This window comes from Pseudoalteromonas sp. BMB (assembly GCF_001709235.1).
GTDB lineage: Bacteria > Pseudomonadota > Gammaproteobacteria > Enterobacterales > Alteromonadaceae > Pseudoalteromonas > Pseudoalteromonas maricaloris.
The window spans coordinates 16,461-36,742 of sequence record NZ_MBQA01000192.1; the positions used below are offsets into that span (position 1 = coordinate 16,461).

Below are 20,282 nucleotides of genomic sequence, written 5' to 3' on the forward strand. Positions count from 1 at the left end.
TAGTGTCCTGTTTATGCCTATTATTTCTCGGGCCTCGCTTTTGCCGCGCGTTTTAACAGCTTTTGAAATGTCGGACATTCAAAATGGCTTGGCGCTGGGCATTTGGCAGCGTGATAGAGGCCATCTCGCATTGCAGTTAAATGCTTAATGGTTTCATTTAATTCATCCGCTTTGGATTGTAACTTCACCCTATCAATATCCGCTTTACCCTCAGGGGTAAACATGTCCGCTATTTCATCTAACGAAAAGCCTGCGTTTCTGCCTAGTGTAATAAGCGCTAGACGTTCAAGTATCGAAGGGGGGAAAACACGTTTGAGCCCTTGTCGACCAACCGATCGGATCAGTCCTTTTTCTTCATAATATCTAAGCGTGGATGCGGGTAAACCTGACTTCTTTGCAACTTCACTGATATCCATTCTTTCCCTTGACTTAAAGTTAACTTGAACTAGTAGGATAGCGGCTCTCAGTAAAAAAGAGGAGTAAAAATAGTGGAAAGCCTATATTCGATGTTAATGCCAGCAGTCGCGATTGGCGTAGGTGCAACACTTGTTATGGATTTGTGGGCATTTATGCTCAGTCGCTTATTTGCCATAAAGGGCTTAGATTATGCATTGGTTGGTAGGTGGATTGGACACTTGTGTAAAGGTCAACTCACGCATCAAGGTATCGGGCACAGTAAATCAATATCTGGTGAAGGTGTCATTGGCTGGTGCATGCATTATCTCATTGGGATTGTATTCGCCTTGGTGTTACTACTGAGCGTGGGCAAGCCTTGGTTGACTGAGCCTAGCCTTTTCATTGCGTTAGTTTTTGGTTTAATAACGTGTGTTTTTCCATTTTTTATTATGCAACCCTGTTTTGGTGCAGGGGTCGCAGCATCTAAATTACCAGAGCCGAATAAGGCAAGGGTAAAAAGTATGGCAGCACATTTGATTTTTGGTTTTGGATTGTTTTTAAGCTCGTTTATATATGTAAGCTTGTTGTGAGATAACAAAATAGAAGGTGGTGGAGGGAGCTGGATTCGAACCAGCGAAGGCTGAGCCGTCAGATTTACAGTCTGATCCCTTTGGCCGCTCGGGAACCCCTCCATCATTTGGAGCGTTTACTTTAAAAGTGGTGGAGGGAGCTGGATTCGAACCAGCGAAGGCTGAGCCGTCAGATTTACAGTCTGATCCCTTTGGCCGCTCGGGAACCCCTCCATACATTTTAAAGCGTTACAATTTGAAAGTGGTGGAGGGAGCTGGATTCGAACCAGCGAAGGCTGAGCCGTCAGATTTACAGTCTGATCCCTTTGGCCGCTCGGGAACCCCTCCGAAATTGTAACTGTTGTTTATGGTGGAGGGAGCTGGATTCGAACCAGCGAAGGCTGAGCCGTCAGATTTACAGTCTGATCCCTTTGGCCGCTCGGGAACCCCTCCTAAACAACGGCGGTGATAATAACAAAGTTTTTTTCGAAGTAAAGAAAACTACTAAAGTTTTTCGGAAAAAGGCCGATAAATTCATAATTAGCAAAATAATCGGTTGGAATACATGCAAATTGATGGCGTTTTAATCAGTGAGTCGCAATTAGGATCCGCATTGAACATTAGTGTTCATGAGACGCGCTCTGCCGATTTCGCCATGCTGTTATCTATGCTATCAACCGATGCATTAGATTTTAGCCAATTTCACCTACCAAAATCTGAAGCTGCCGCAAAAGATAACTCAGAAGAAACACTAAAAAAGCAATTTGAAATAGGTCCACAAAAGCCGCTTGCGCCAAAAGAGTACAATATGCTTATTGGTCAGTATAACGCGCAGCTGGTATCTATGGGGGCGATGGCAACCTTGCGATTGCAAGAAAATTTAAATCCAGAACCTTTTGCCGCACGAAATGATAAAAAGCATATTCCACTCGAAGTTGTAGAAAATTTAGAACCAGCGGTTAAAAGACGGTTGGCGAGCGCGCAAGGTAAACTGGCCTTAGTTGCTGATAAGGCAATGGATGCGGCTGGTTTTTATGATCAAATTGCAACGGGTGATATGCAGAGTATGTTACGCGCGACGGCGTAACAACATTAGCTGCTTTTACTCCTTCAAAATTGAGCAAGTTTAAGACAACTGGTATTAAACTTGTCATTTTACAGCTGTTTGCTTCGTTACTAGACTGACATAAAACGCCATGCTTATCGCGCCTCATGTCTAATACCAATTGAATTAATTCTCTAATCAATTTGAAGGGTGAAATAGCATATTAGCTTCGTTAAAAATTTCTCATTTAGAACAACTAAATAGCAAAATTTTTGCCTTGCTACTAAAGCTATTTCCCCGCTTCAAGATAGATCATTTACTTAATACAACTGGTATAAGCTAAACGGCCTTTAATCATCCTTAGCTTGCTTCAAGCTTTTTTATTGCTTTGTATCTAATCTCTAATTCAGACTATTTTAGCTACCGTGGCACTTTTTATACTTTTTATCACTGCCGCACGGACAGAGGTCATTTCTACCTACTTTGGTTGTAGGCGTATCGTACAATTCACCATCTAAGTAATACCATCTGCCTGCTTCGATAATAAAATTTGACCGCTCATGGAGTATATAGTGTGTGTTTTCTGCGATATAGTGCGCCTTAAACTCAACAACCCCCTGAGTAGCTTCTACTACTTCTTCTAGCACTTCCAATTTTATAAAGCGTGCGTAATTAGCAAATGCAGCAATATCGTCGACACTATTTTGTGCTTGTTTAGCCTGGGCGTAGGTGTCATGAATATACTTTGCATCTTTTAAGCAGTATGCAGTATAGCGAGAGCGCATGAGTATTTGTGGACGCTCTGCGAATTTTTGTCCCTTAAGGTACGGCTCACAACATTGCGAATAGGGAAGGGATGAATTGCAATAACAAGACATAAAAACTTCTGTTTTAACAAATTTATATCTCGTTATTGTAGCTGGTTAAGCGCTTTGAAAACAGTGGATCGCAACGTCAGATACCGGCAGTTCCATTTTGTTGATAGTTTGCACTGATGTAATATCAGTCCAAATCACCACTGCAGCGAAATTACCATTGCTGATAGCACTTTTAAGTACATACTCAAGGTCGTATATGTGCTTTTGCCTAATGACGAGCAACTTGCTTGCATCAACTGAAGCACTTTCTAGTAGTGACTTGTTTGGTACATTATCGGGCGCAACGAGTAGCGTCCAGCCTTGTTTATGCTGACATTTATGTAAAACTTTAAGTAACTCTAAGCTAGCGACGATCTCATCTTCAACGAAAACATTATTGATTTCGTTAAGTGTGTAATAAGTCGAATTGTTTGGCTGTAGAAGTGTATTGCTGTGTAACATAATTGTCTCACTGGTTATCTATACAGTATTTGTATACAGTAGTTTATACAGTGTGTGAATGCAAGGGAAATTGCTAGCTTTTTAATCAATATTCAAGCTTAATTTTTATTTAGTTTAAATTTTCAATATAAAACAAATGGTTGTGTTTTTTTGAAATAAAAGCTTAATTGACGAAAGTTCAGTATGAGTAATACCAATTCGCTTAATTAAGTGATTTATTTTGAGGCGAGAAAATCTTGTCGATAACCAGACGAAAACTTTGCTATTTAGTTGTTCTAAATGAGAAATTTTTAACACAGTTAGCGCCAGATTTGCTCCTTCAAATTGAGCAAGTATTAAGATTAATTGGTATAAAGCAATTGGAAGTTTTCTCAGATGCTATACAGTAGTTTTCCTACTGTATCATTTTGATCGTTGCAGAGGATAGGCGTACGTTTACTTAAGAGAGGCTTAGCTACGCCTAGCCTACGTTTTTTTGGAGAGTCAAATTTAATTTACTGGCTAATATGCTGTAGTTGATGAATTTGCTCGTAAAGTGTTGCAGCATAGCACTGTGCATCTCTAAAGCGCTTAGTTGTAAGGAAGCGGCGTACATCTAGTAGTACCTGTTCGGCGCCTTTGTGCCCTTGGCTGCTGGCCAAACTTAACCAAGCGGCTGCATGAAAAGGGCTGGGTGGCACTCCTTGACCTTTCATAAACAACAAACCTAAAAAAAACTGTGCCTTCAAATCACCAGACATCGCCGCCAGTCTTAGCCATTTTGCCGCGAGCGGAAAAGATTTTTCTTTAAGGTAATAGAGGCCTTTTTTCAAAGCTTGGGTATTGTCGTGAAGATCTGGGAATTTTGCGTCTGCTTTTAATGGCGACGTTACAAATTCAAGCACATTCAGCAGCTGCTGTTCTAAGTCATGGTTTGCTGAGTTGTCGGTGCTATTTTGATCCATATCTTTATTCGCAATAATGTTGATAAGCAGAGTGTAGCTGAATTTTAACTATTTTGTCCGAGTTTTAAAGTGATTCGTGTTAAAATCCAACCACTTGTTCCTCAAATTTGTAATTTTAGTTATGCTCGAGCGGTTATTTTCACTGCAAGCTATGCACACCAATGTAAGGACTGAGGTGGTTGCTGGCTTGACGACATTCGTTACTATGGTTTACATCGTTTTTGTAAATCCTGCAATGCTAGCAGAAGCTGGTATGGATCACGGCGCTGCTTTTGTAGCAACTTGTATCGCAGCCGCAATCGGCTGTTTTATTATGGGGCTATGGGCAAACTATCCGTTAGCGCTTGCGCCTGGAATGGGCTTAAACGCCTTTTTTACCTATGGTGTTGTGCTTGGCATGGGCTATACATGGCAAAGTGCATTAGGCGCGGTATTTATGTCGGGCTGTTTATTTCTATTTTTGAGCGTATTCAAAGTTCGCGAGTGGGTGATCCAAGCTATACCTATCGTGCTAAAGCGTGCGATCGCGGCAGGTATTGGCGCATTCTTAGCGTTAATCGCGCTAAAGAACGCGAAAATTGTTATCGCAAGCGATGCTACATTAGTACAACTCGGTGATATCACTTCTCCCGGCCCGCTATTAGCCATTGCGAGCTTTTTTGTTATTGCGGCGCTTATGTACCGTGAAGTCAAAAGTGGCGTGCTTATCAGCATTTTAATGGTAACGGGTATTGCGTGGGGACTTGGGCTTGTAGATTATCATGGGGTTGTTGATATGCCCCCAAGCATCGCGCCGACCTATATGCAGTTGGATTTGAACGGAATTTTTGAGCTTTCCATGCTTAGCGTGGTGTTTGCATTTTTATTTGTCGATTTATTTGATACCAGTGGCACATTGGTTGCGGTGACGCAAAAGGCCGGATTATCTGACGAGCATGGTCGCATGCCAAGGTTGGGTAGGGCACTGTCAGCTGACAGCACTGCGACGATTGCAGGCTCAGTGCTCGGTACCTCAACGACGACTTCATACATCGAATCAGTGTCAGGTGTATCTGTCGGTGGTCGCACAGGGTTGACGGCCGTGGTCGTGGGGATCTGCTTCTTACTCATGATATTCTTTGCGCCACTGGCACAAATGGTTCCCGCATATGCGACGGCAGGCGCGATACTGTATGTGTCGGTATTAATGCTACAAAACCTAAAGTTGATTAATTGGGATGAGATGAGCGATGCTATTCCTGTCAGTGTTGTGTTATTGATGACACCGCTTACGTTTTCAATCGCGCATGGTATTGCTTTGGGTTTTATTTCTTATACGGCAGTTAAGTTGGCGTGTAATAAGGCAAATGAAATCAGTATCAGCGTTTGGGTACTGACAGTACTCTTTATCGTTAAGTTTGCTTTTGGTTAAGCAAGTGGGTTTACTTCATTTGTAATAAAAAAGGCTGGGAGACCAGCCTTTTACGTAAATGATGGTGTTACCATTTCTTCTTCGGTGCAAACAATACGTCCAAGTCGTCTTGTTCTTGCTCTGCTTTCTTTTTCACCGCTGATGCGTTGGACGCTCTAAGTTCGCTGCTGATCTCTTCTAAATAACCTTCCAGCTGTGCTTTTTTCTCTTTTACATAGTCATCATTGTATGAGACGGCGCAAATTGTAGCGTAAGCTTTTTCAAAGTATTGTCTTGCTGAACCGACCATGTTTGCGGTTCTCGCTGAAAGCCCTCGTTTTATCTGGCTTTCAACATTGATTTTAAGCTGAAAGCGCTCCAGCCTACGGTCTTCATTAACGAACAGTTGAGTGTCTACTTTACCTTTACTATGCTCTGAGCGTAATAGTTGGCGTAATTTCTTTATGCCTTGAACTAATGCGATAATTTGCTTGTCATTGTCAGGAAGTGCTATCGAGTCTGAGTCTGCTGTTTTTTCAGGCTGAGTATTTAAGCGCTCTTGCGACTCGTGTAAGCGACTTTTTAATTCTTTCGAAGTCGGAGACAACTCCACCATTGCGGCTAAAGCGTCATGCACGCGGCGCTGAATGATACGGATCATGACTTCAGACATCGGAATATTGCTGCCATTCATGATGACGTCTTCCGCTTCTTCTATTACGCGTTTTTGCTTAGCAAGTTCTTTGCGTCTCTCCGCTTCTTGTTTCTCTTTATGTTGCTGGATCGCGCTTACCCAAACTGCTATGACGATAAGTGCAACAATCAACATTATTATAATAGAAACAAACATACTGAAATCTCTTTCATGTAACCACCAGTGTAATTTTTTAATCTTACATGAATTCGTACTATTCTGAACAGGTTTACGACAATAACCTGTAAAAAAGATAAAGAATTCATTATTTTTTAGTATAGTCGATGCCTAAATGAGCGGTTAGTTTTAGTGAAAGATAGTCGCCAGGTTTAGCTCGTGAGTTTGCAAAAGCGTGTCAAAATATTCGCTATTTGGCCAAGTGACTGTCTGAGCGTCAGTGAAAATGCTGATATTTAGTACCTCTTGGCTACCTCATTTTTACCAAATGTGCTAGCCTACATAAGGTCGTAACAGGCGGTTTTTTATCGCTTTGCACTGAACTCGCTAACAAAGAGCGGTTTTGCTATGGGCTGATGCTCAACATCAAGAGATCATAAGAATAAAAGCAATATGAAATTACAACAATTGAGATATATCGTCGAAGTGTTGAATCACAACCTTAATGTGTCAGCGACGGCGGAAAGTTTATATACCTCTCAACCTGGTATTTCAAAGCAAGTGCGCATGCTTGAAGACGAGTTGGGGGTACAAATTTTTGGCCGTAGCGGTAAGCATTTAACGCATGTTACGGGCGCAGGTAATGAAATTATTAATATTGCTCGTGAGATCCTTTCTAAAGTGGAAGGGATCAAAGCGGTTGCAAATGAACATACCTTACCAGATCAAGGTAAACTGAACATCGCAACGACGCATACTCAAGCTCGTTACGCGTTACCTCCTGTGATCCAAGGGTTTATGAAAAAATACCCTGCGGTTTCTTTACATATGCATCAAGGTACGCCACAGCAAATCTCTGATGCTGCTGCTCGAGGTGATGCTGACTTTGCTATCGCTACCGAGGCGCTGCATTTGTACAGTGATCTGGTCATGCTACCTTGCTATCACTGGAATCGCAGTATTGTGGTCGCCAAAGACCATCCTCTCGCACAAAAAGGCAGTGCACTGACGGTGCAAGACGTCGCTAAATATCCGTTGATCACCTATGTATTTGGCTTTACTGGCCGCTCAGAACTGGATAAAGCATTTAATGCTCATGGTTTGGAGCCACACATCGTGTTTACTGCAACAGACGCCGATGTGATTAAAACCTACGTAAGATTAGGACTCGGTGTTGGCGTATTAGCGTCAATGGCACTTGATGAAAAGTCTGATAGCGACTTAGTTTGCATCGATGCGAGTCACCTATTTGAAGCAAGTACGACGAAAATTGGTTTCAGAAAAGGAAGCTTCCTAAGAGGCTACATGTACGATTTTATTGAGCGATTTGCACCGCATCTCACAAAAGATGTGGTAGAGCGTGCAAGTTTGCTACGAAATCAAGATGATATCGACAAGCTATTTGAAGGTATGACGCTTCCGGTGAAATGAAGACTTGAAAAGTATATGAAAAAGGCCTCAACAGAGGCCTTTTTCGATACTGTTATTCGTACGGAAGCGGATCTGTTGCCTTGTTTAGTTCAAACGCTTCGAGGCGCTCTTGGCAAGCACCACACTTACCACATGCTTTTTCGCGGCCGTTGTAACACGTCCAAGTGTCAGCGTAATCTAAGCCCATTTTTAGACCGTCGGTCAGGATATCAATTTTTGAGTTGTTAAGGTAAGGACTGACAATTTCAACGGCGTCGTAGTTCGCAATGCGGCAAACATCATCCATCTTTTTAACGAACTCAGGGCGGCAATCCGGATAAATTGCATGATCGCCAGAGTGAGCACCGTAAAATACCTTATTTGCTTTTAGAGAGACAGCGTAACCTACCGCAAGAGAAAGCAAAATCATATTGCGATTAGGCACAATCGTGCTCTTCATGCTCTCTTCTTCATAGTGGCCTTCTGGCACGTCGATGTCATCTGTTAGGCTAGAGCCTGACAATAATTGATTGATAGCAGAGATATCAACGACCTTATGAGCAACGCCGAGTTTAGCACATACGTCAGCGGCAACTTGTAGCTCTTTTACATGTCGCTGGCCATAGTTAAAAGACAGTGCATAAACCTCATGGCCCTCGCGGACAGCCTTGTTTAGTACAGTGTAAGAGTCCATTCCGCCGGAATAGATTACGACAACTTTTTCGCTCATAGGTGATTTGCCTCGATTTTGATAGAGGTTTACTTCAGGGCGCGATATACTACACGGCCGCTGGAGAAATGACAATTTTCTCGCGGTATTTTTCGACAACTTTATCTTAAACACGGGGCCATTTTGTACAAGGTTAACGAAATATTTGAAACAATTCAGGGTGAAGCAAGCTTCACTGGTACGCCTTCAATCTTTTTACGTTTGCAGGGCTGTCCAGTTGGTTGTGCTTGGTGTGATACCAAACAAACCTGGGAAACCAACGACACTTTTATTGTTTCATTGGATAACACTGTAGAAAAAAAGGCTGACTCAGAGTGGTGGGCGAACGCGAGTGCTGACGAGATCTTGGCGATTTTCGAGGCGCGGGGCTACCAAGCCAAACATGTGGTGATCACCGGTGGTGAACCTTGTATGTTTGATCTTCGCCCATTATGCGAGTTATTGCATAGTAAAGGGTACAGCACACAGATCGAAACCAGTGGTACATTTGAGATCCTCGCGCCAGCTGAAACTTGGGTTACCGTGTCGCCAAAAATTAATATGCGTGGAGGTTACAAAGTACTTCCAAGTGCAATGGCTCGTGCCGATGAGATAAAGCACCCCGTCGCAATGCAAAAGCATATTGAGGAATTAGAGGTGTTATTTGCACAAACTGGGGTTGAACCAAAGCTAGTGTATCTTCAGCCAATCAGCCAAAAAGCCAAGGCCACTAAGCTTGCAATAGACAATTGCAAAGCGAAAAATTGGCGCCTATCAGTTCAAGTGCACAAGTATTTAGGGATTAACTAAAGCGATTTGCCTAAGCGTATTTTAGCTAAAAATGCGGTGTGTTTAAGCTGAGGCATTGAACAAACCGCGATGCTTAGGCGTTAAGCGCTATGTAGAGGTTAATAACACTCGTTACTGACCATTTCGATCATTCTTTGCGTTTCGCCACTGTTCTCAAATTGATAGAGATTACGATTAATATCTTTGAGCAATTCACGCCAATGTGGCTTTTGCTTGCTAAGCGCAAAGTAGAGGTGATTATACTTTATAGGTGGCGTCACGTTTTCTATGTTTCTTAGTAATTCAATTTTCTCAGCTCTAGGTAAGTCTGAATAATTGACCGTAAAGCGCAGTACTTTTGGATCGCCTATTACTAAATTTACGCGTTTACCGACGAGTAACTTCACCAGCTGTAAATCATTTACGGCCTCTACAGTAACAAATTCACCATTATCCATCATAGCATCAAACTCAGGGGTATTCTGATAGCCCCTCACGACACCAATGAGTTCATTCTTAACTGAGTTTAGATTGCCATCAAAGCGGTCTTCTTCACCTCTTCGTTTCAAAAAGCCGATTTCACCACCAGGAAAGGCATTAGATAAAGCAAGTAGCTCTCTGCGGGTCTTATTCTTGTGATTGTCAGACGGTGCTGAATCCTCAATATAGTATTCAGGGAATAAAATATCGGCTTTTCCCGTTTCCGCGGCCCTTACGGCACGAGCCCAAGGCAAAAATTCAACATACACTTGATAATCTAAGTCTGTAAGCAGTGCGACGGCAAACTGAAAGGCCCAGCCTTTATTGCAGAGGTTTGCACCGATATAAGGTGGCCAATCTAATGTCACAATATGAATGAAGGCATTTTTGCCTTTCTTATTGTATAGATAGCCCCCTTGATACTTTTCTCCAGCAACAAGGCGAAATTCACCACCCTTAAAGTAGGCAACGTTTAAATTCTCCCCATAGATGAAACTACTAAACATGAGAAAAAACATGAGTAATAAGGTCTTTATAATCATCAAAGTCGAAAAAGCGTAGCGAATAGATAAAGTGTAGTGAAAGGAGGTGAAATTAAAAGGAATAATATAAAAAACCAAGGGGCAGTGATGCCCCTTGGTAATCTAGAATATGAAGCTCTACTCTTACTGCACTAATTCTTGTTCAGAGAATGTGTCTGCAAAGAGTGGGCTAGTTAGGTAACGCTCTGCAGCGCTTGGCAAAATAACCACGATGTTTTTATCAGCATTTTCAGGTTGCTCGGCAATACGCTTTGCGGCAACTAGGGCTGCGCCTGAAGAAATACCCACTAAAATACCTTCGTCTTTCATCAGCTGGTGTGCCATTGCAATTGCATCTTCATTCGACACCAACTCAACGCCATCAATAAGCTCAAGATCTAGGTTGCCCGGAATAAAGCCAGCGCCAATCCCTTGAATTTTGTGTGGACCTGGTTTTACTTCGTCGCCTGCAAGGGTTTGCGTGATAACTGGTGAGTCAACTGGCTCAACAGCGATTGACTTAACATTTAGGCCTTTTTCATTTTTAAGATAGCGTGAAACACCAGTGATCGTGCCACCCGTACCAACACCCGCAACGAAGTAATCGATATTACCTTCAAGTGCATCAAAAATTTCTGGACCCGTTGTTTCAAAGTGGATCTTCGGGTTTGCTGGGTTTTCAAACTGTTGCAGTAACACGTATTTTTCAGGGTTACTTGCTTGGATTTCATTTGCTTTTTCAATCGCGCCTTTCATGCCCTTGGCGCCTTCTGTCAGCACTAAATTTGCGCCAAGTGCTTTAAGTAGTTTACGACGCTCAAGGCTCATCGTATTTGGCATAGTAAGTGTCAATTTATAACCGCGAGAAGCAGCAACGAAAGCCAATGCAATACCAGTGTTACCTGAAGTCGGTTCAATAAGTTCTTTACCTTCGCTAAGAAGACCCGCTTTTTCAGCTTCCCAGATCATAGACGCACCAATACGGCATTTAACGCTGAAGCTTGGGTTACGCGCTTCCACTTTTGCGTAAACATTGCCGCCAGAAACGCGATTGATTTTAACCAGCGGTGTATTACCGATAGTTAGACTGTTATCTGCATATACTTTAGTCATTTGTGTTCCCTAATCTAGGTTTGCTTGTATTCCATCACTTTACTGCGCATTTCGCAAAACGAAAGGAAAGATTGGCTATAAGATATATCAAATTTGCTTATAGCCAATAGTTATTTAAAGTTTGATATTTAAATCAACCAGGCATAACTGAACTTTATAAATACCGTCTTTTCGTCTTTAGTTATCTTTGACAAATCATCGTCTTGATAACCATGATCGGAATAGCCTGCAAAGAAAACGGTTTGTGGGTTTAGTTTGTAGGAATAGAGCAGTTGGGTGCTGATACTTTTATAAGTCGCATCAACATCGTCATTATAATTGCTCTGGTTTCTCGAAATATCCGTGTTGATGATTGCCAATCTTAGATAGCTATTAATGTTAAATTGGTAAGTCAGGCGTATATCGCTCAGATTTGCGGTATAAACTTCCGCGCCATTCGCTTTCATTTTTTCGAATGTGTGGCGCAATCTAACTTCAAAATGTTTGCCAAGATTGACGTTAATAACTGGGCGGGCGAAATACAAATCACCAAGACGGTTGTTTGCAAGGTCAACGCGGTTTCCTTTACTTAAGTTTAAGCCTGCGAAAACACCGGCCATTGGCTTGAACTCCATATAGGTCCACTGTGAATTCTCGGTAAATAGATCGGTATTGCCGTCAATCGCTAAACGGGTTTCATCATGTCGCAGTCCAGTGCGTTTTCTATGTTCAACACCAAAATCAAGAAAGCTTTGCAATGGGCCGTCAACTGCAAAGTTGGTTTGCACTTCTTTTTCTAATAACTCGCCTTGCTCGTTGTGGGAAATATCCCAGTCGGCATACCAACGTGCACGGTTCCACCAGTTGTTGTCATCGCCATACCAACGGTACTCACCGCCAAAAAGAAATTTATTAAAGTCGACCTGAGTGATAAAGCCCATATCGGTTCTAAGTGCTGCATCGCGAGCTTGATAGCTGGTAAATGCTTTCCAATGCTTGCGATTATGCTCATAATTAACGTAATAGCCAGCACCACGGTCATCTTCGTCAATCACTCTGAGTACACTTTCGTTTAGGTCGCACTCAGCGAGCGTACTATCACATAACGCCTCAGCAAAAGCGCTATCATAGTCTGTATCTGAGCCAATTAGCTGCACCTGTAAGGTATCGTTATCTGTTGGCTTGTATTTGGTGTCTATACTCGCAACTTGGTTGCGATAGTCGTCGCTTTGCTTAGTTGTCGATGTCACGCCTACTGACAAGGTTTTGTTTAGGTCATGACGATATCTCAGTGCCATGTTTTGGCTTTTTCTCTCTAATGAGACAACGCTCGAGCCCAGATTTCCAGGAACAACGACATTGAGTCTTTCATCGTTGGCAATAAATCCTGCAAAAGTGTGACCGTTTTTATTACCGGTAAGCTTGACGCCATAATCGGGAGCCGAAATGTTCCGAGTATGAATAAGGTTAAGGTGAGAAGAAAAGTAATCGGAATTATCTAAAAAGAATGCCCGTTTTTCAGGGAAAAATAGGCTAAAGCTATTGTTAACGCTCAATTGTCCCGTGTCAGCTTCAACTTGTGAGAAATCAGGGTTTAATGTTGCGTTTAGCGTCATATCTGGTGTGATAGCCCACTTTACGTCTAAACCCGGCTCGACATTATTGTCATCGTGCCATGGCTCTGCGATACCATCATCTATATCGCGAGATTCTTGCCTATTGGTGACTAGTGTTGGAATAACGGCAAAGTTACTCCCTTGCTTAGCCTTAGCAAATCCTTGATATTTTGGCATCTGACAGATCCAGCAAGAATTTGCATGTCGCAATTGCATGCTGGATATACGCAACCTTTCATTTCTTGGATAAAAACGCAGAAACTCTAAAGCCATTGTTTTGCTCTCGAGGGAGTCGTTAAAATTTAATACACGAAGTGGGATTTCAACTTCAACAACATAACCGTCTTTGTTTATCTTTCCGACACTATCCCAGATCCCATTCCAAGAACCATTTTCACTTTTAGTGAGTTCGTTTTCAATTGAGTCTTGTTGTACACCTAGTGGATTGATGAAAAACTGGTAAGCGCTTTGGGCATTGTTAAATGAATCAATTTTAATGCCGACAAGGTCGTCTTCCCAGGCGCGGTCACGGTCACGATAAAATGCGCGGATCAATTCAGGATTAGGGTCCTTTGCATCAAAAGCAATAAATAAAGATTGGCCATTCTCATATACGTAGGCCTTAGTTTGTAATGGGCTTGATTGGTTCTCGTATGGCCAAGTGATGTTGTTGATATCTATTTCTAATGCACGTTGCCAAATATCGGCTTCAAGTACACCATCAATTTTTGCAGAACTGTCGATAAATGGGATTTTATTTGGGTCTAGTGCCCATGTTTGGCTAGATAGACTAAGCGCGACAAAAGAGTAGGTTACAGCTTTAAGCATGAATTTAATTATTTTACAGAGACTTTTTCCAGTATTAGATAATATGCAATGAACTGAAACAATTTATTTTCGTCAAGTTGCAATTATTTACGTTGGGTGGCGAATATGTATACATAAAATGTACAAATCTATTTATCTCCATCGAATTAATAGCAAAGATGGTCAAAAACATGTTACAACAACGCCTTTGAAAATCTGCTAGGAAGTAACTATGTCTCTTATATTGAAGCTAGTGGCGGGTATCGTCGCTGGTATGTTGGCGGGTCTGTACTTGCCGACTGTGTTAGTTGAGCTCTTATACACCTTCAAGGTGATCATAGGGCAACTTATCAGCTTTACTATTCCTCTGATAATCCTGCTTTTTATTGCTTCGGGTATAGCAGGCTTACCAAAGGGATCGGGCCACTTGCTTGGTAAGACAGTCGGCTTTGCTTATGGGTCAACCATTATTGCTGGCACATTAGCATTTTTATTAGTTAATGCTTTCATTCCATTTTTTGACGGTGGTGTTGCTTATCAAGCCGTGGAAGAATCTCATCTTAAGAGCTTTATTAATATCGAGATCCCTCCGCTAATGGGAGTGATGACGGCACTTGCAACGGCATTTATCTTTGGTATTGGGATGAGTCAGTGCGGTTTAACTAAACTTAAAGGTGTCACTGACGAAGCGAGAGATGTAGTAGATGCACTGCTTGCGAAAGTTATTATTCCAGTATTACCGCTTTACATCGCCGGTGTTTTTGCTGAAATGGCAGTAGCTGGTACGGTATTCGACACCCTGAGTACGTTTGGCGTGGTACTGCTTGCCGCGATTATCATGCATTGGCTATGGCTAAGCACTTTGTTTGTGGTGAGCGGTCTGTTACTTGGTAGAAATCCACTGGAATTAATCAAAAATATGCTACCTGCGTATTTTACCGCTATTGGTACTATGTCGAGCGCGGCAACTATTCCAGTGTCTCTTCGTGCAAGTAAATCTAATAATGTTAACGAAGAGGTTGCCAATTTTACCGTACCACTTTGTGCCACCATTCATTTGTCAGGGTCGACTATTACCATAGTGACTTGCGCAATGGCTGTGATGCTGCTTTCTCCTGAGATGGTTGTACCGTCATTGTCGGAAATGTTGCCATTCATCTTTATGCTTGGTGTCGTAATGATTGCGGCTCCTGGTGCGCCGGGTGGCGCGGTTATGTCTGCGCTTGGACTATTGACCAGTATGCTTGGTTTTAATGAAGGTGCAGTGGCATTGATGATTGCTTTATATTTAGCGCAAGACAGTTTTGGCACGGCATGTAACGTAACCGGTGATGGTGTGATTGCACTTTGGGTCGATAAATTTTCAAAGCAAAGCTGAGTCAAATAAAAATAAATCTACTATAAGTTGCTATGGCTAAAATGCCATAGCGGCTGCCTTTAAAATCACAAAGCGGTGAAATTATAATCAAACTGCTTCTTTCATTAATTAACTATTTGGTTAATTCATATCAAAATTGTATTTTTCTCTCGTTTCTATCGTTATGCTTTTAAAAAATATGTGGTAATCTCAAACATCTGGAAGCGGGGCTGTTGGTTGCTTCGCTCCTTTTACCAATATATATGTAGAGGGTGTGCCATTGATTAATGTGCTTTTAGTTGATGATCATGAACTTGTCAGGACTGGCATAAAACGCATTTTAGATGATGTGCGTGGCTTTAAAGTGGTAGGAGAAGCCAAAACCGGTGAGGAAGCCGTAACCTTTTGTCGCCAAAGTGAGCCTGACATTGTGCTAATGGACATGAACATGCCTGGTATTGGTGGATTGGAAGCGACCAAAAAGATTTGCCGTTACTGTCCAGATGTAAAAGTTATTGTGCTTACCGTGCATTGTGAAGATCCTTTCCCAAGCAAGGTAATGCAAATTGGTGCGCATGGTTACCTAACAAAAGGTGCTGGCCCTGATGAAATGATCAATGCAATACGTGCAGTTAATGCTGGTCAGCGTTATATTGCGCCAGAAATTGCTCAGCAAATTGCCCTTGCGCAATTTAGTGGCCGCAATGACGAAAACCCTTTCCAATCGCTATCGGAAAGAGAATTGCAGATCATGCTCATGATCACCAAAGGTGAGAAAGCACAAAATATTGCAGATCGCTTGAACCTGAGCTCTAAGACGGTAAATAGTTATCGCTATCGCATGTTTGAAAAGCTCAATGTGAGCGGTGATGTGGAATTAACCCACTTGGCGATTCGCCATAAAATGATCGATATAGATAGCAGTCATTAAGTTCTTTTTAAATGACTGAATTTGATTACAAACCTTTCCTTAAGACATTAACAACAGAACCTGGTGTGTACCGCATGTACGATGTGGACGACCAGGTTATCTATGTTGGTAAAGCAAAAAACCTCAAAAAACGAGTTTCTAGCTACTTCCGTTCCATTATCACAGATAGTAAAACGCGAGTATTGGTCAGTAATATTGACCATATTGAAGTAACGCTAACGAATACCGAAACCGAAGCGCTGCTTTTAGAAAATAACTTAATTAAGAAATACCAACCACGATATAACATCCTCTTAAGAGATGATAAAAGTTATCCGTATATTTTCCTGAGCGCCCATCAACATCCAAGACTTGCATTTCATCGTGGTAGTAGAAAACAAAAAGGCGAATATTTTGGTCCTTTTCCTAGCAGTGCTGCGGTATCGGAAAGTCTAAGGTTAATGCAGAAGATCTTCCCGGTTAGGCAATGCGAAGATGCGTATTACCGAGCACGCAGCCGACCTTGTTTGCAGTATCAGTTAAAAAGATGTTCAGGACCATGCGTTGGCAAAGTAAGCGACGAAGAATACCAAGAACAAGTAGCCATGGTTCGACAGTTTTTGACGGGACGCTCTCAGGACGTCATCTCAGCACTGGTGGAACGAATGGAAACCGCCAGTATGTCTTTGGATTTTGAGAAAGCAGCAAAACACAGAGATCAAATTGCTTTATTAAGGCAAATGCAAGAGCAGCAGTCCATTGCAGGAAACTTTGCAGAGCTTGATGTCATCGGTTATGAGCTGAAGAACGGTTTAGTGGCCATTCATGTACTGATGATAAGGGAGCATAAGGTACTTGGGACGAAAACACATTTTCCAAAAGTACCAAAAGATTCTGGCGCAGATGAAGTGCTAACTTCTTTCATCGGGCAGTATTATATTTCAACGGGTAACCACTCTAGAATTGCTAAAGAAATTGTATTGCCATTCGAAATAGAAGAGGGAAGTGCATTAGAAGCTGCACTGACTCAAGTTTCGAAGCGCAAAGTTAATTTCAAATGTAACGTTCGTGGGGAACGAGCCCAATATCTTGCATTAGCAAATAAAAATGCGCAAAACAGTATTGAAGTTAAACAAAGTGCACAAGACTCAATCACCAAACGATACGCCAAACTAAAAGCAGTGCTAGGGCTGTCAGATATTCAAAGAATGGAGTGTTTTGATATCAGCCATACCATGGGAGAAAACACGGTCGCATCGTGTGTTGTATTTGATGGTCAAGGGCCAAACAATAGAGAGTATCGCAGATATAACGTCACAGGGATCACCCCAGGGGATGATTACGCAGCGATGGATTTTGCATTAAATAAGCGCTACGGCAAAATGTCGGATGAAGCGAAAGTACCCGATATTATCTTTATTGATGGTGGTAAGGGGCAGTTAGGTAGGGCGGAATCTTTCTTCGCTGATTGGCAACTCAATAAAATGCCGATACTGATAGGGGTTGCAAAAGGAACAAGCCGAAAGCCAGGATTAGAAACATTGCTAATAGATGGTGGTCGTAAAACGGTGAATGTCGAAAGTGATTCACCTGCATTACACCTTATCCAGCATATCCGCGACGAATCACATCGCTTTGCAATTGCAGGGCATCGTAATAAAAGACAAAAACAAAGAACGCAATCTGTGCTTGAAGAGATTGAAGGCGTAGGTCAGAAAAGACGTCAGGCACTACTTAAGTTTTTAGGAGGCATGCAGGGAGTTAAATCTGCAAATATACATCAGTTAAAGCAAGTTCCTGGGATCAGCCCTGAAATGGCTGAAAAGATATTTAATCATTTGCATGACAAAGCTTAAGCAATCATGCGAACATAGAAAAAAAGACAATACCAAGTAGTTATGTGGAATATTCCAAATACGCTCACAACATTTAGATTGCTACTCATTCCCGTGTTTGCAGTCGTTTTTTATCTTCCTTATTCATGGGCGTTTTTTGCCGCCGCTTTTATTTTCTGGTTAGCTTCCGTTACCGATATCCTTGATGGCTATCTTGCGCGTAAGTTGGAACAGTCAACACCATTTGGTGCTTTTTTAGATCCTGTTGCCGACAAAGTGATGGTCAGTGTTGCTTTAGTGATACTTGCTACACATTATGATAATTATTTCATTACTATTTCTGCTGTTGTCATTATTAGTAGAGAAATAGTTATTTCTGCGCTGCGTGAATGGATGGCCGAACAAGGTAAAAGAGGTAGTGTTGCAGTATCTTGGCTGGGCAAATTCAAAACAGCTGCACAGATGTTAGCTATTATAGGTTTGATTTGGCAGTTATCAGATTGGATGACAATGCTAAGTTACGCACTTTTAGCTATCGCGACATTGCTAACATTAGTTTCTATGATCCAGTATCTCTATGCTGCAAAAGGAGAATTGACTAATTCTTGACTTGAAATGATTATAAACCCAGCGGTTTAGATAAATTTTGAGCAAACGATTCAAAACATTCATTTTTTATGTTGACGCGTTCCAGAACTTCTGTAGAATGCGTCCGTGTTGAGAGGGCAGTATGTCATCTAAATGAAATTTAGATAGCATCACCTAGCAAGTTAAAGTTTAGAGAAGCTTAGTAAATAAGTAGATTTAAATAATGGAACGCGAGTATAGCTCAGCTGGTAGAGCGCGACCTTGCCAAGGTCGAGGTCACGAGTTCGAACCTCGTTACTCGCTCCAAATTTGCGGCGGAATGGCAGAGTGGCCATGCAGCGGATTGCAAATCCGTCTACCTCGGTTCGACTCCGGGTTCCGCCTCCATTTCTCAACATATCCACATGCGAAAGCAAGCCCGATGCCCGGGTGGTGGAATTGGTAGACACAAGGGATTTAAAATCCCTCGCTGGTAACAGCGTGCCGGTTCAAGTCCGGCCCCGGGCACCATTTATATCGGGATTTGTATGTAACAAATCTACATGGTTTTTATGTACAAAACGGAACGCGAGTATAGCTCAGCTGGTAGAGCGCGACCTTGCCAAGGTCGAGGTCACGAGTTCGAACCTCGTTACTCGCTCCAATTTTTGCTTTTACACCCGATGCCCGGGTGGTGGAATTGGTAGACACAAGGGATTTAAAATCCCTCGCTGGTAACAGCGTGCCGGTTCAAGTCCGGCCCCGGGCACCATTTATTTTTCACATGTCAAATTTACCAGTGTGAAAAATGGAATGCGAGTATAGCTCAGCTGGTAGAGCGCGACCTTGCCAAGGTCGAGGTCACGAGTTCGAACCTCGTTACTCGCTCCAATATTCTTCATGGCGGAATGGCAGAGTGGCCATGCAGCGGATTGCAAATCCGTCTACCTCGGTTCGACTCCGGGTTCCGCCTCCATATCGCATATTCTCTTTATTCTCAATACCCTCACTTATTTATCTTTTTATTATCCAAGAATTTCACTGTTACTGATTTATCCACATCTTCTTTTACTTAAACATTGTTTCTTTAGATCCCAGAATCATTGCTATAGCTACTAGTCAATAATAAGAAGGATCGAAAGTTAGTATTCAATGCCTTTATAAACGCAGCTATCTTCATATTTTCGATAAAAGGTATCATTTTGGTATTTAGTCCTGCTTATTGGATAGACTTACTGCTTCATAGTCGCTTTACATTTTCACTTCCACATAATTTACGTACACCTTCTCTACATAAAGAAGAATTGACCTGGTTTTGTTTCGAGTTCTATATGTAAGTAGGCAAGTTAATATGCTAACAGATGTTATATAACGCCATTTGTTCAGTTGTTCCTTAGTGGTGCTTAAAGTTTATGTAGACTCGCGTGACTTCAATTCGGTCTTTTTTGAGTGAAAAACATACTATTTTGATGTGTTTCGTTTGTTTTTTGTTCGAACAAACCTTTTTTATAAGTTTTAATGAAAAAAGGGGTTGCACTAAAATCGGATCTCCCTATAATGCGCATCCACCGACATGGGGAGCAACGCTGAAAAGCAATAAGCCAACGAGTTGGTAGTCGAGTAAAACTTAGCGTTGAAAACTTAAGAGAAAACTTCTCAAGAAATTCAAAATTAAGTGTTGACAAAAAATTGGGAGTGCTTAGAATGCACATCCC

18 protein-coding genes and 11 tRNA genes are annotated in these 20,282 nt (G+C 41.9%); 16 read left to right on the forward strand and 13 right to left on the reverse strand.

Going from position 1 to position 20,282, the window contains the following annotated elements; all coding sequences use genetic code 11:
* Positions 1–20 precede the first annotated feature (20 nt).
* Positions 21–416 (reverse strand): helix-turn-helix domain-containing protein, encoded by a 396-nt coding sequence (locus BB427_RS17755; protein WP_069022300.1) that lies wholly within the window; start codon positions 414–416, stop codon positions 21–23.
* A 72-nt stretch (positions 417–488) separates the two neighbouring features.
* On the opposite strand from BB427_RS17755, the gene BB427_RS17760 reads away from it, so the two are divergent.
* The gene (locus BB427_RS17760) at positions 489–986 is read left to right on the forward strand and encodes a DUF2938 domain-containing protein (protein WP_254663662.1); all 498 of its coding nucleotides are present in this window, start codon (positions 489–491) and stop codon (positions 984–986) included.
* A 17-nt stretch (positions 987–1,003) separates the two neighbouring features.
* Here BB427_RS17760 and BB427_RS17765 read toward each other — a convergent pair.
* The 4 genes from BB427_RS17765 to BB427_RS17780 all read right to left on the reverse strand — a co-directional run bounded on the left by BB427_RS17765 (position 1,004) and on the right by BB427_RS17780 (position 1,418).
* Positions 1,004–1,088 (reverse strand) — tRNA-Tyr (locus BB427_RS17765).
* 26 nt (positions 1,089–1,114) lie between these two features.
* Positions 1,115–1,199 (reverse strand) — tRNA-Tyr (locus BB427_RS17770).
* A 29-nt stretch (positions 1,200–1,228) separates the two neighbouring features.
* Positions 1,229–1,313: transfer RNA gene (locus BB427_RS17775), tRNA-Tyr, on the reverse strand.
* Positions 1,314–1,333: 20 nt separating this feature from the next.
* Positions 1,334–1,418 (reverse strand) — tRNA-Tyr (locus tag BB427_RS17780).
* A 112-nt stretch (positions 1,419–1,530) separates the two neighbouring features.
* Between BB427_RS17780 and BB427_RS17785 the strand changes: the two genes are divergently transcribed.
* On the forward strand, positions 1,531–2,052 hold the full coding sequence (locus BB427_RS17785; protein WP_069022302.1) for a VC2046/SO_2500 family protein: 522 nt from the start codon (positions 1,531–1,533) through the stop codon (positions 2,050–2,052).
* 374 nt (positions 2,053–2,426) lie between these two features.
* On the opposite strand, the gene BB427_RS17790 is transcribed toward BB427_RS17785, so the two are convergent.
* From BB427_RS17790 to BB427_RS17800, 3 genes are all read right to left on the reverse strand, one after another.
* Positions 2,427–2,888, reverse strand: coding sequence for a YchJ family protein (locus BB427_RS17790; RefSeq protein WP_139119085.1), 462 nt, complete (start codon positions 2,886–2,888; stop codon positions 2,427–2,429).
* Positions 2,889–2,933: 45 nt separating this feature from the next.
* The gene (locus BB427_RS17795; RefSeq protein ID WP_069022306.1) at positions 2,934–3,329 is read right to left on the reverse strand and encodes a SulA-like leucine-rich domain-containing protein; all 396 of its coding nucleotides are present in this window, start codon (positions 3,327–3,329) and stop codon (positions 2,934–2,936) included.
* Positions 3,330–3,823: 494 nt separating this feature from the next.
* Positions 3,824–4,273, reverse strand: coding sequence for a tetratricopeptide repeat protein (locus BB427_RS17800; protein WP_010375560.1), 450 nt, complete (start codon positions 4,271–4,273; stop codon positions 3,824–3,826).
* Between the two features lie 121 nt (positions 4,274–4,394).
* Between BB427_RS17800 and BB427_RS17805 the strand changes: the two genes are divergently transcribed.
* Positions 4,395–5,684 carry an NCS2 family permease gene (locus tag BB427_RS17805; protein ID WP_069022318.1) on the forward strand — a complete coding sequence of 430 codons (1,290 nt, stop codon included), beginning with the start codon at positions 4,395–4,397 and terminating at the stop codon, positions 5,682–5,684.
* Positions 5,685–5,751: 67 nt separating this feature from the next.
* Here BB427_RS17805 and BB427_RS17810 read toward each other — a convergent pair whose 3' ends face one another.
* Complete coding sequence (locus BB427_RS17810; protein ID WP_010375563.1) at positions 5,752–6,513, reverse strand: hypothetical protein; 762 nt, start codon at positions 6,511–6,513, stop codon at positions 5,752–5,754.
* Positions 6,514–6,927: 414 nt separating this feature from the next.
* On the opposite strand from BB427_RS17810, the gene cysB reads away from it, so the two are divergent.
* On the forward strand, positions 6,928–7,905 hold the full coding sequence (gene cysB / locus BB427_RS17815) for an HTH-type transcriptional regulator CysB (protein ID WP_010375565.1): 978 nt from the start codon (positions 6,928–6,930) through the stop codon (positions 7,903–7,905).
* Between the two features lie 52 nt (positions 7,906–7,957).
* On the opposite strand, the gene queC is transcribed toward cysB, so the two are convergent.
* Positions 7,958–8,614, reverse strand: a complete 657-nt coding sequence (gene queC, locus BB427_RS17820; RefSeq protein ID WP_069022308.1) for a 7-cyano-7-deazaguanine synthase QueC — start codon at positions 8,612–8,614, stop codon at positions 7,958–7,960.
* A 123-nt stretch (positions 8,615–8,737) separates the two neighbouring features.
* Here queC and queE point away from each other — a divergent pair, with 123 nt between their 5' ends.
* Positions 8,738–9,403: a 7-carboxy-7-deazaguanine synthase QueE gene (gene queE / locus BB427_RS17825; RefSeq protein WP_069022310.1), complete on the forward strand. Its 666-nt coding sequence runs from the start codon at positions 8,738–8,740 to the stop codon at positions 9,401–9,403.
* Between the two features lie 98 nt (positions 9,404–9,501).
* Here the strand turns inward: queE and BB427_RS17830 are convergent, their stop codons facing one another.
* The 3 genes from BB427_RS17830 to BB427_RS17840 form a co-directional block, all read right to left on the reverse strand.
* Entirely contained in the window at positions 9,502–10,368 is an 867-nt protein-coding gene (locus tag BB427_RS17830; protein ID WP_017218900.1) for a substrate-binding periplasmic protein, read from the reverse strand.
* A gap of 159 nt (positions 10,369–10,527) precedes the next feature.
* Positions 10,528–11,496: a cysteine synthase A gene (gene cysK / locus BB427_RS17835; protein WP_010375573.1), complete on the reverse strand. Its 969-nt coding sequence runs from the start codon at positions 11,494–11,496 to the stop codon at positions 10,528–10,530.
* 128 nt (positions 11,497–11,624) lie between these two features.
* Positions 11,625–13,919 (reverse strand): carbohydrate binding family 9 domain-containing protein, encoded by a 2,295-nt coding sequence (locus BB427_RS17840; protein WP_069022312.1) that lies wholly within the window; start codon positions 13,917–13,919, stop codon positions 11,625–11,627.
* 211 nt (positions 13,920–14,130) lie between these two features.
* Here BB427_RS17840 and BB427_RS17845 point away from each other — a divergent pair, with 211 nt between their 5' ends.
* The 11 genes from BB427_RS17845 to BB427_RS17895 all read left to right on the forward strand — a co-directional run bounded on the left by BB427_RS17845 (position 14,131) and on the right by BB427_RS17895 (position 19,543).
* Positions 14,131–15,276 carry a dicarboxylate/amino acid:cation symporter gene (locus tag BB427_RS17845; RefSeq protein ID WP_039492251.1) on the forward strand — a complete coding sequence of 382 codons (1,146 nt, stop codon included), beginning with the start codon at positions 14,131–14,133 and terminating at the stop codon, positions 15,274–15,276.
* Between the two features lie 259 nt (positions 15,277–15,535).
* Positions 15,536–16,186: a UvrY/SirA/GacA family response regulator transcription factor gene (uvrY, locus tag BB427_RS17850; protein WP_010606537.1), complete on the forward strand. Its 651-nt coding sequence runs from the start codon at positions 15,536–15,538 to the stop codon at positions 16,184–16,186.
* An 11-nt stretch (positions 16,187–16,197) separates the two neighbouring features.
* Complete coding sequence (gene uvrC / locus BB427_RS17855; protein WP_069022314.1) at positions 16,198–18,021, forward strand: excinuclease ABC subunit UvrC; 1,824 nt, start codon at positions 16,198–16,200, stop codon at positions 18,019–18,021.
* Positions 18,022–18,063: 42 nt separating this feature from the next.
* Entirely contained in the window at positions 18,064–18,609 is a 546-nt protein-coding gene (gene pgsA, locus BB427_RS17860) for a CDP-diacylglycerol--glycerol-3-phosphate 3-phosphatidyltransferase (protein ID WP_010375584.1), read from the forward strand.
* 209 nt (positions 18,610–18,818) lie between these two features.
* Positions 18,819–18,894 (forward strand) — tRNA-Gly (locus tag BB427_RS17865).
* A 7-nt stretch (positions 18,895–18,901) separates the two neighbouring features.
* Positions 18,902–18,975, forward strand: a tRNA-Cys gene (locus tag BB427_RS17870).
* A 36-nt stretch (positions 18,976–19,011) separates the two neighbouring features.
* Positions 19,012–19,098 (forward strand) — tRNA-Leu (locus BB427_RS17875).
* 57 nt (positions 19,099–19,155) lie between these two features.
* Positions 19,156–19,231: transfer RNA gene (locus tag BB427_RS17880), tRNA-Gly, on the forward strand.
* Positions 19,232–19,252: 21 nt separating this feature from the next.
* Positions 19,253–19,339: transfer RNA gene (locus tag BB427_RS17885), tRNA-Leu, on the forward strand.
* 43 nt (positions 19,340–19,382) lie between these two features.
* Positions 19,383–19,458 (forward strand) — tRNA-Gly (locus BB427_RS17890).
* An 11-nt stretch (positions 19,459–19,469) separates the two neighbouring features.
* Positions 19,470–19,543, forward strand: a tRNA-Cys gene (locus tag BB427_RS17895).
* Positions 19,544–20,282 lie beyond the last annotated feature (739 nt).

Excerpts from the sequence above, each read along its gene's own strand:
- BB427_RS17755 (WP_069022300.1), bottom strand. The coding sequence starts at position 416 with ATGGATATCAGTGAAGTTGCAAAGAAGTCAGGTTTACCCGCATCCACG.
- BB427_RS17785 (WP_069022302.1), top strand. The coding sequence starts at position 1,531 with ATGCAAATTGATGGCGTTTTAATCAGTGAGTCGCAATTAGGATCCGCA.
- BB427_RS17790 (WP_139119085.1), bottom strand. The coding sequence starts at position 2,888 with ATGTCTTGTTATTGCAATTCATCCCTTCCCTATTCGCAATGTTGTGAG.
- BB427_RS17795 (WP_069022306.1), bottom strand. The coding sequence starts at position 3,329 with ATGTTACACAGCAATACACTTCTACAGCCAAACAATTCGACTTATTAC.
- BB427_RS17800 (WP_010375560.1), bottom strand. The coding sequence starts at position 4,273 with ATGGATCAAAATAGCACCGACAACTCAGCAAACCATGACTTAGAACAG.
- BB427_RS17805 (WP_069022318.1), top strand. The coding sequence starts at position 4,395 with ATGCTCGAGCGGTTATTTTCACTGCAAGCTATGCACACCAATGTAAGG.
- BB427_RS17810 (WP_010375563.1), bottom strand. The coding sequence starts at position 6,513 with ATGTTTGTTTCTATTATAATAATGTTGATTGTTGCACTTATCGTCATA.
- cysB (WP_010375565.1), top strand. The coding sequence starts at position 6,928 with ATGAAATTACAACAATTGAGATATATCGTCGAAGTGTTGAATCACAAC.
- queC (WP_069022308.1), bottom strand. The coding sequence starts at position 8,614 with ATGAGCGAAAAAGTTGTCGTAATCTATTCCGGCGGAATGGACTCTTAC.
- BB427_RS17830 (WP_017218900.1), bottom strand. The coding sequence starts at position 10,368 with ATGTTTAGTAGTTTCATCTATGGGGAGAATTTAAACGTTGCCTACTTT.
- cysK (WP_010375573.1), bottom strand. The coding sequence starts at position 11,496 with ATGACTAAAGTATATGCAGATAACAGTCTAACTATCGGTAATACACCG.
- BB427_RS17840 (WP_069022312.1), bottom strand. The coding sequence starts at position 13,919 with ATGCTTAAAGCTGTAACCTACTCTTTTGTCGCGCTTAGTCTATCTAGC.
- BB427_RS17845 (WP_039492251.1), top strand. The coding sequence starts at position 14,131 with ATGTCTCTTATATTGAAGCTAGTGGCGGGTATCGTCGCTGGTATGTTG.
- uvrC (WP_069022314.1), top strand. The coding sequence starts at position 16,198 with ATGACTGAATTTGATTACAAACCTTTCCTTAAGACATTAACAACAGAA.
- pgsA (WP_010375584.1), top strand. The coding sequence starts at position 18,064 with ATGTGGAATATTCCAAATACGCTCACAACATTTAGATTGCTACTCATT.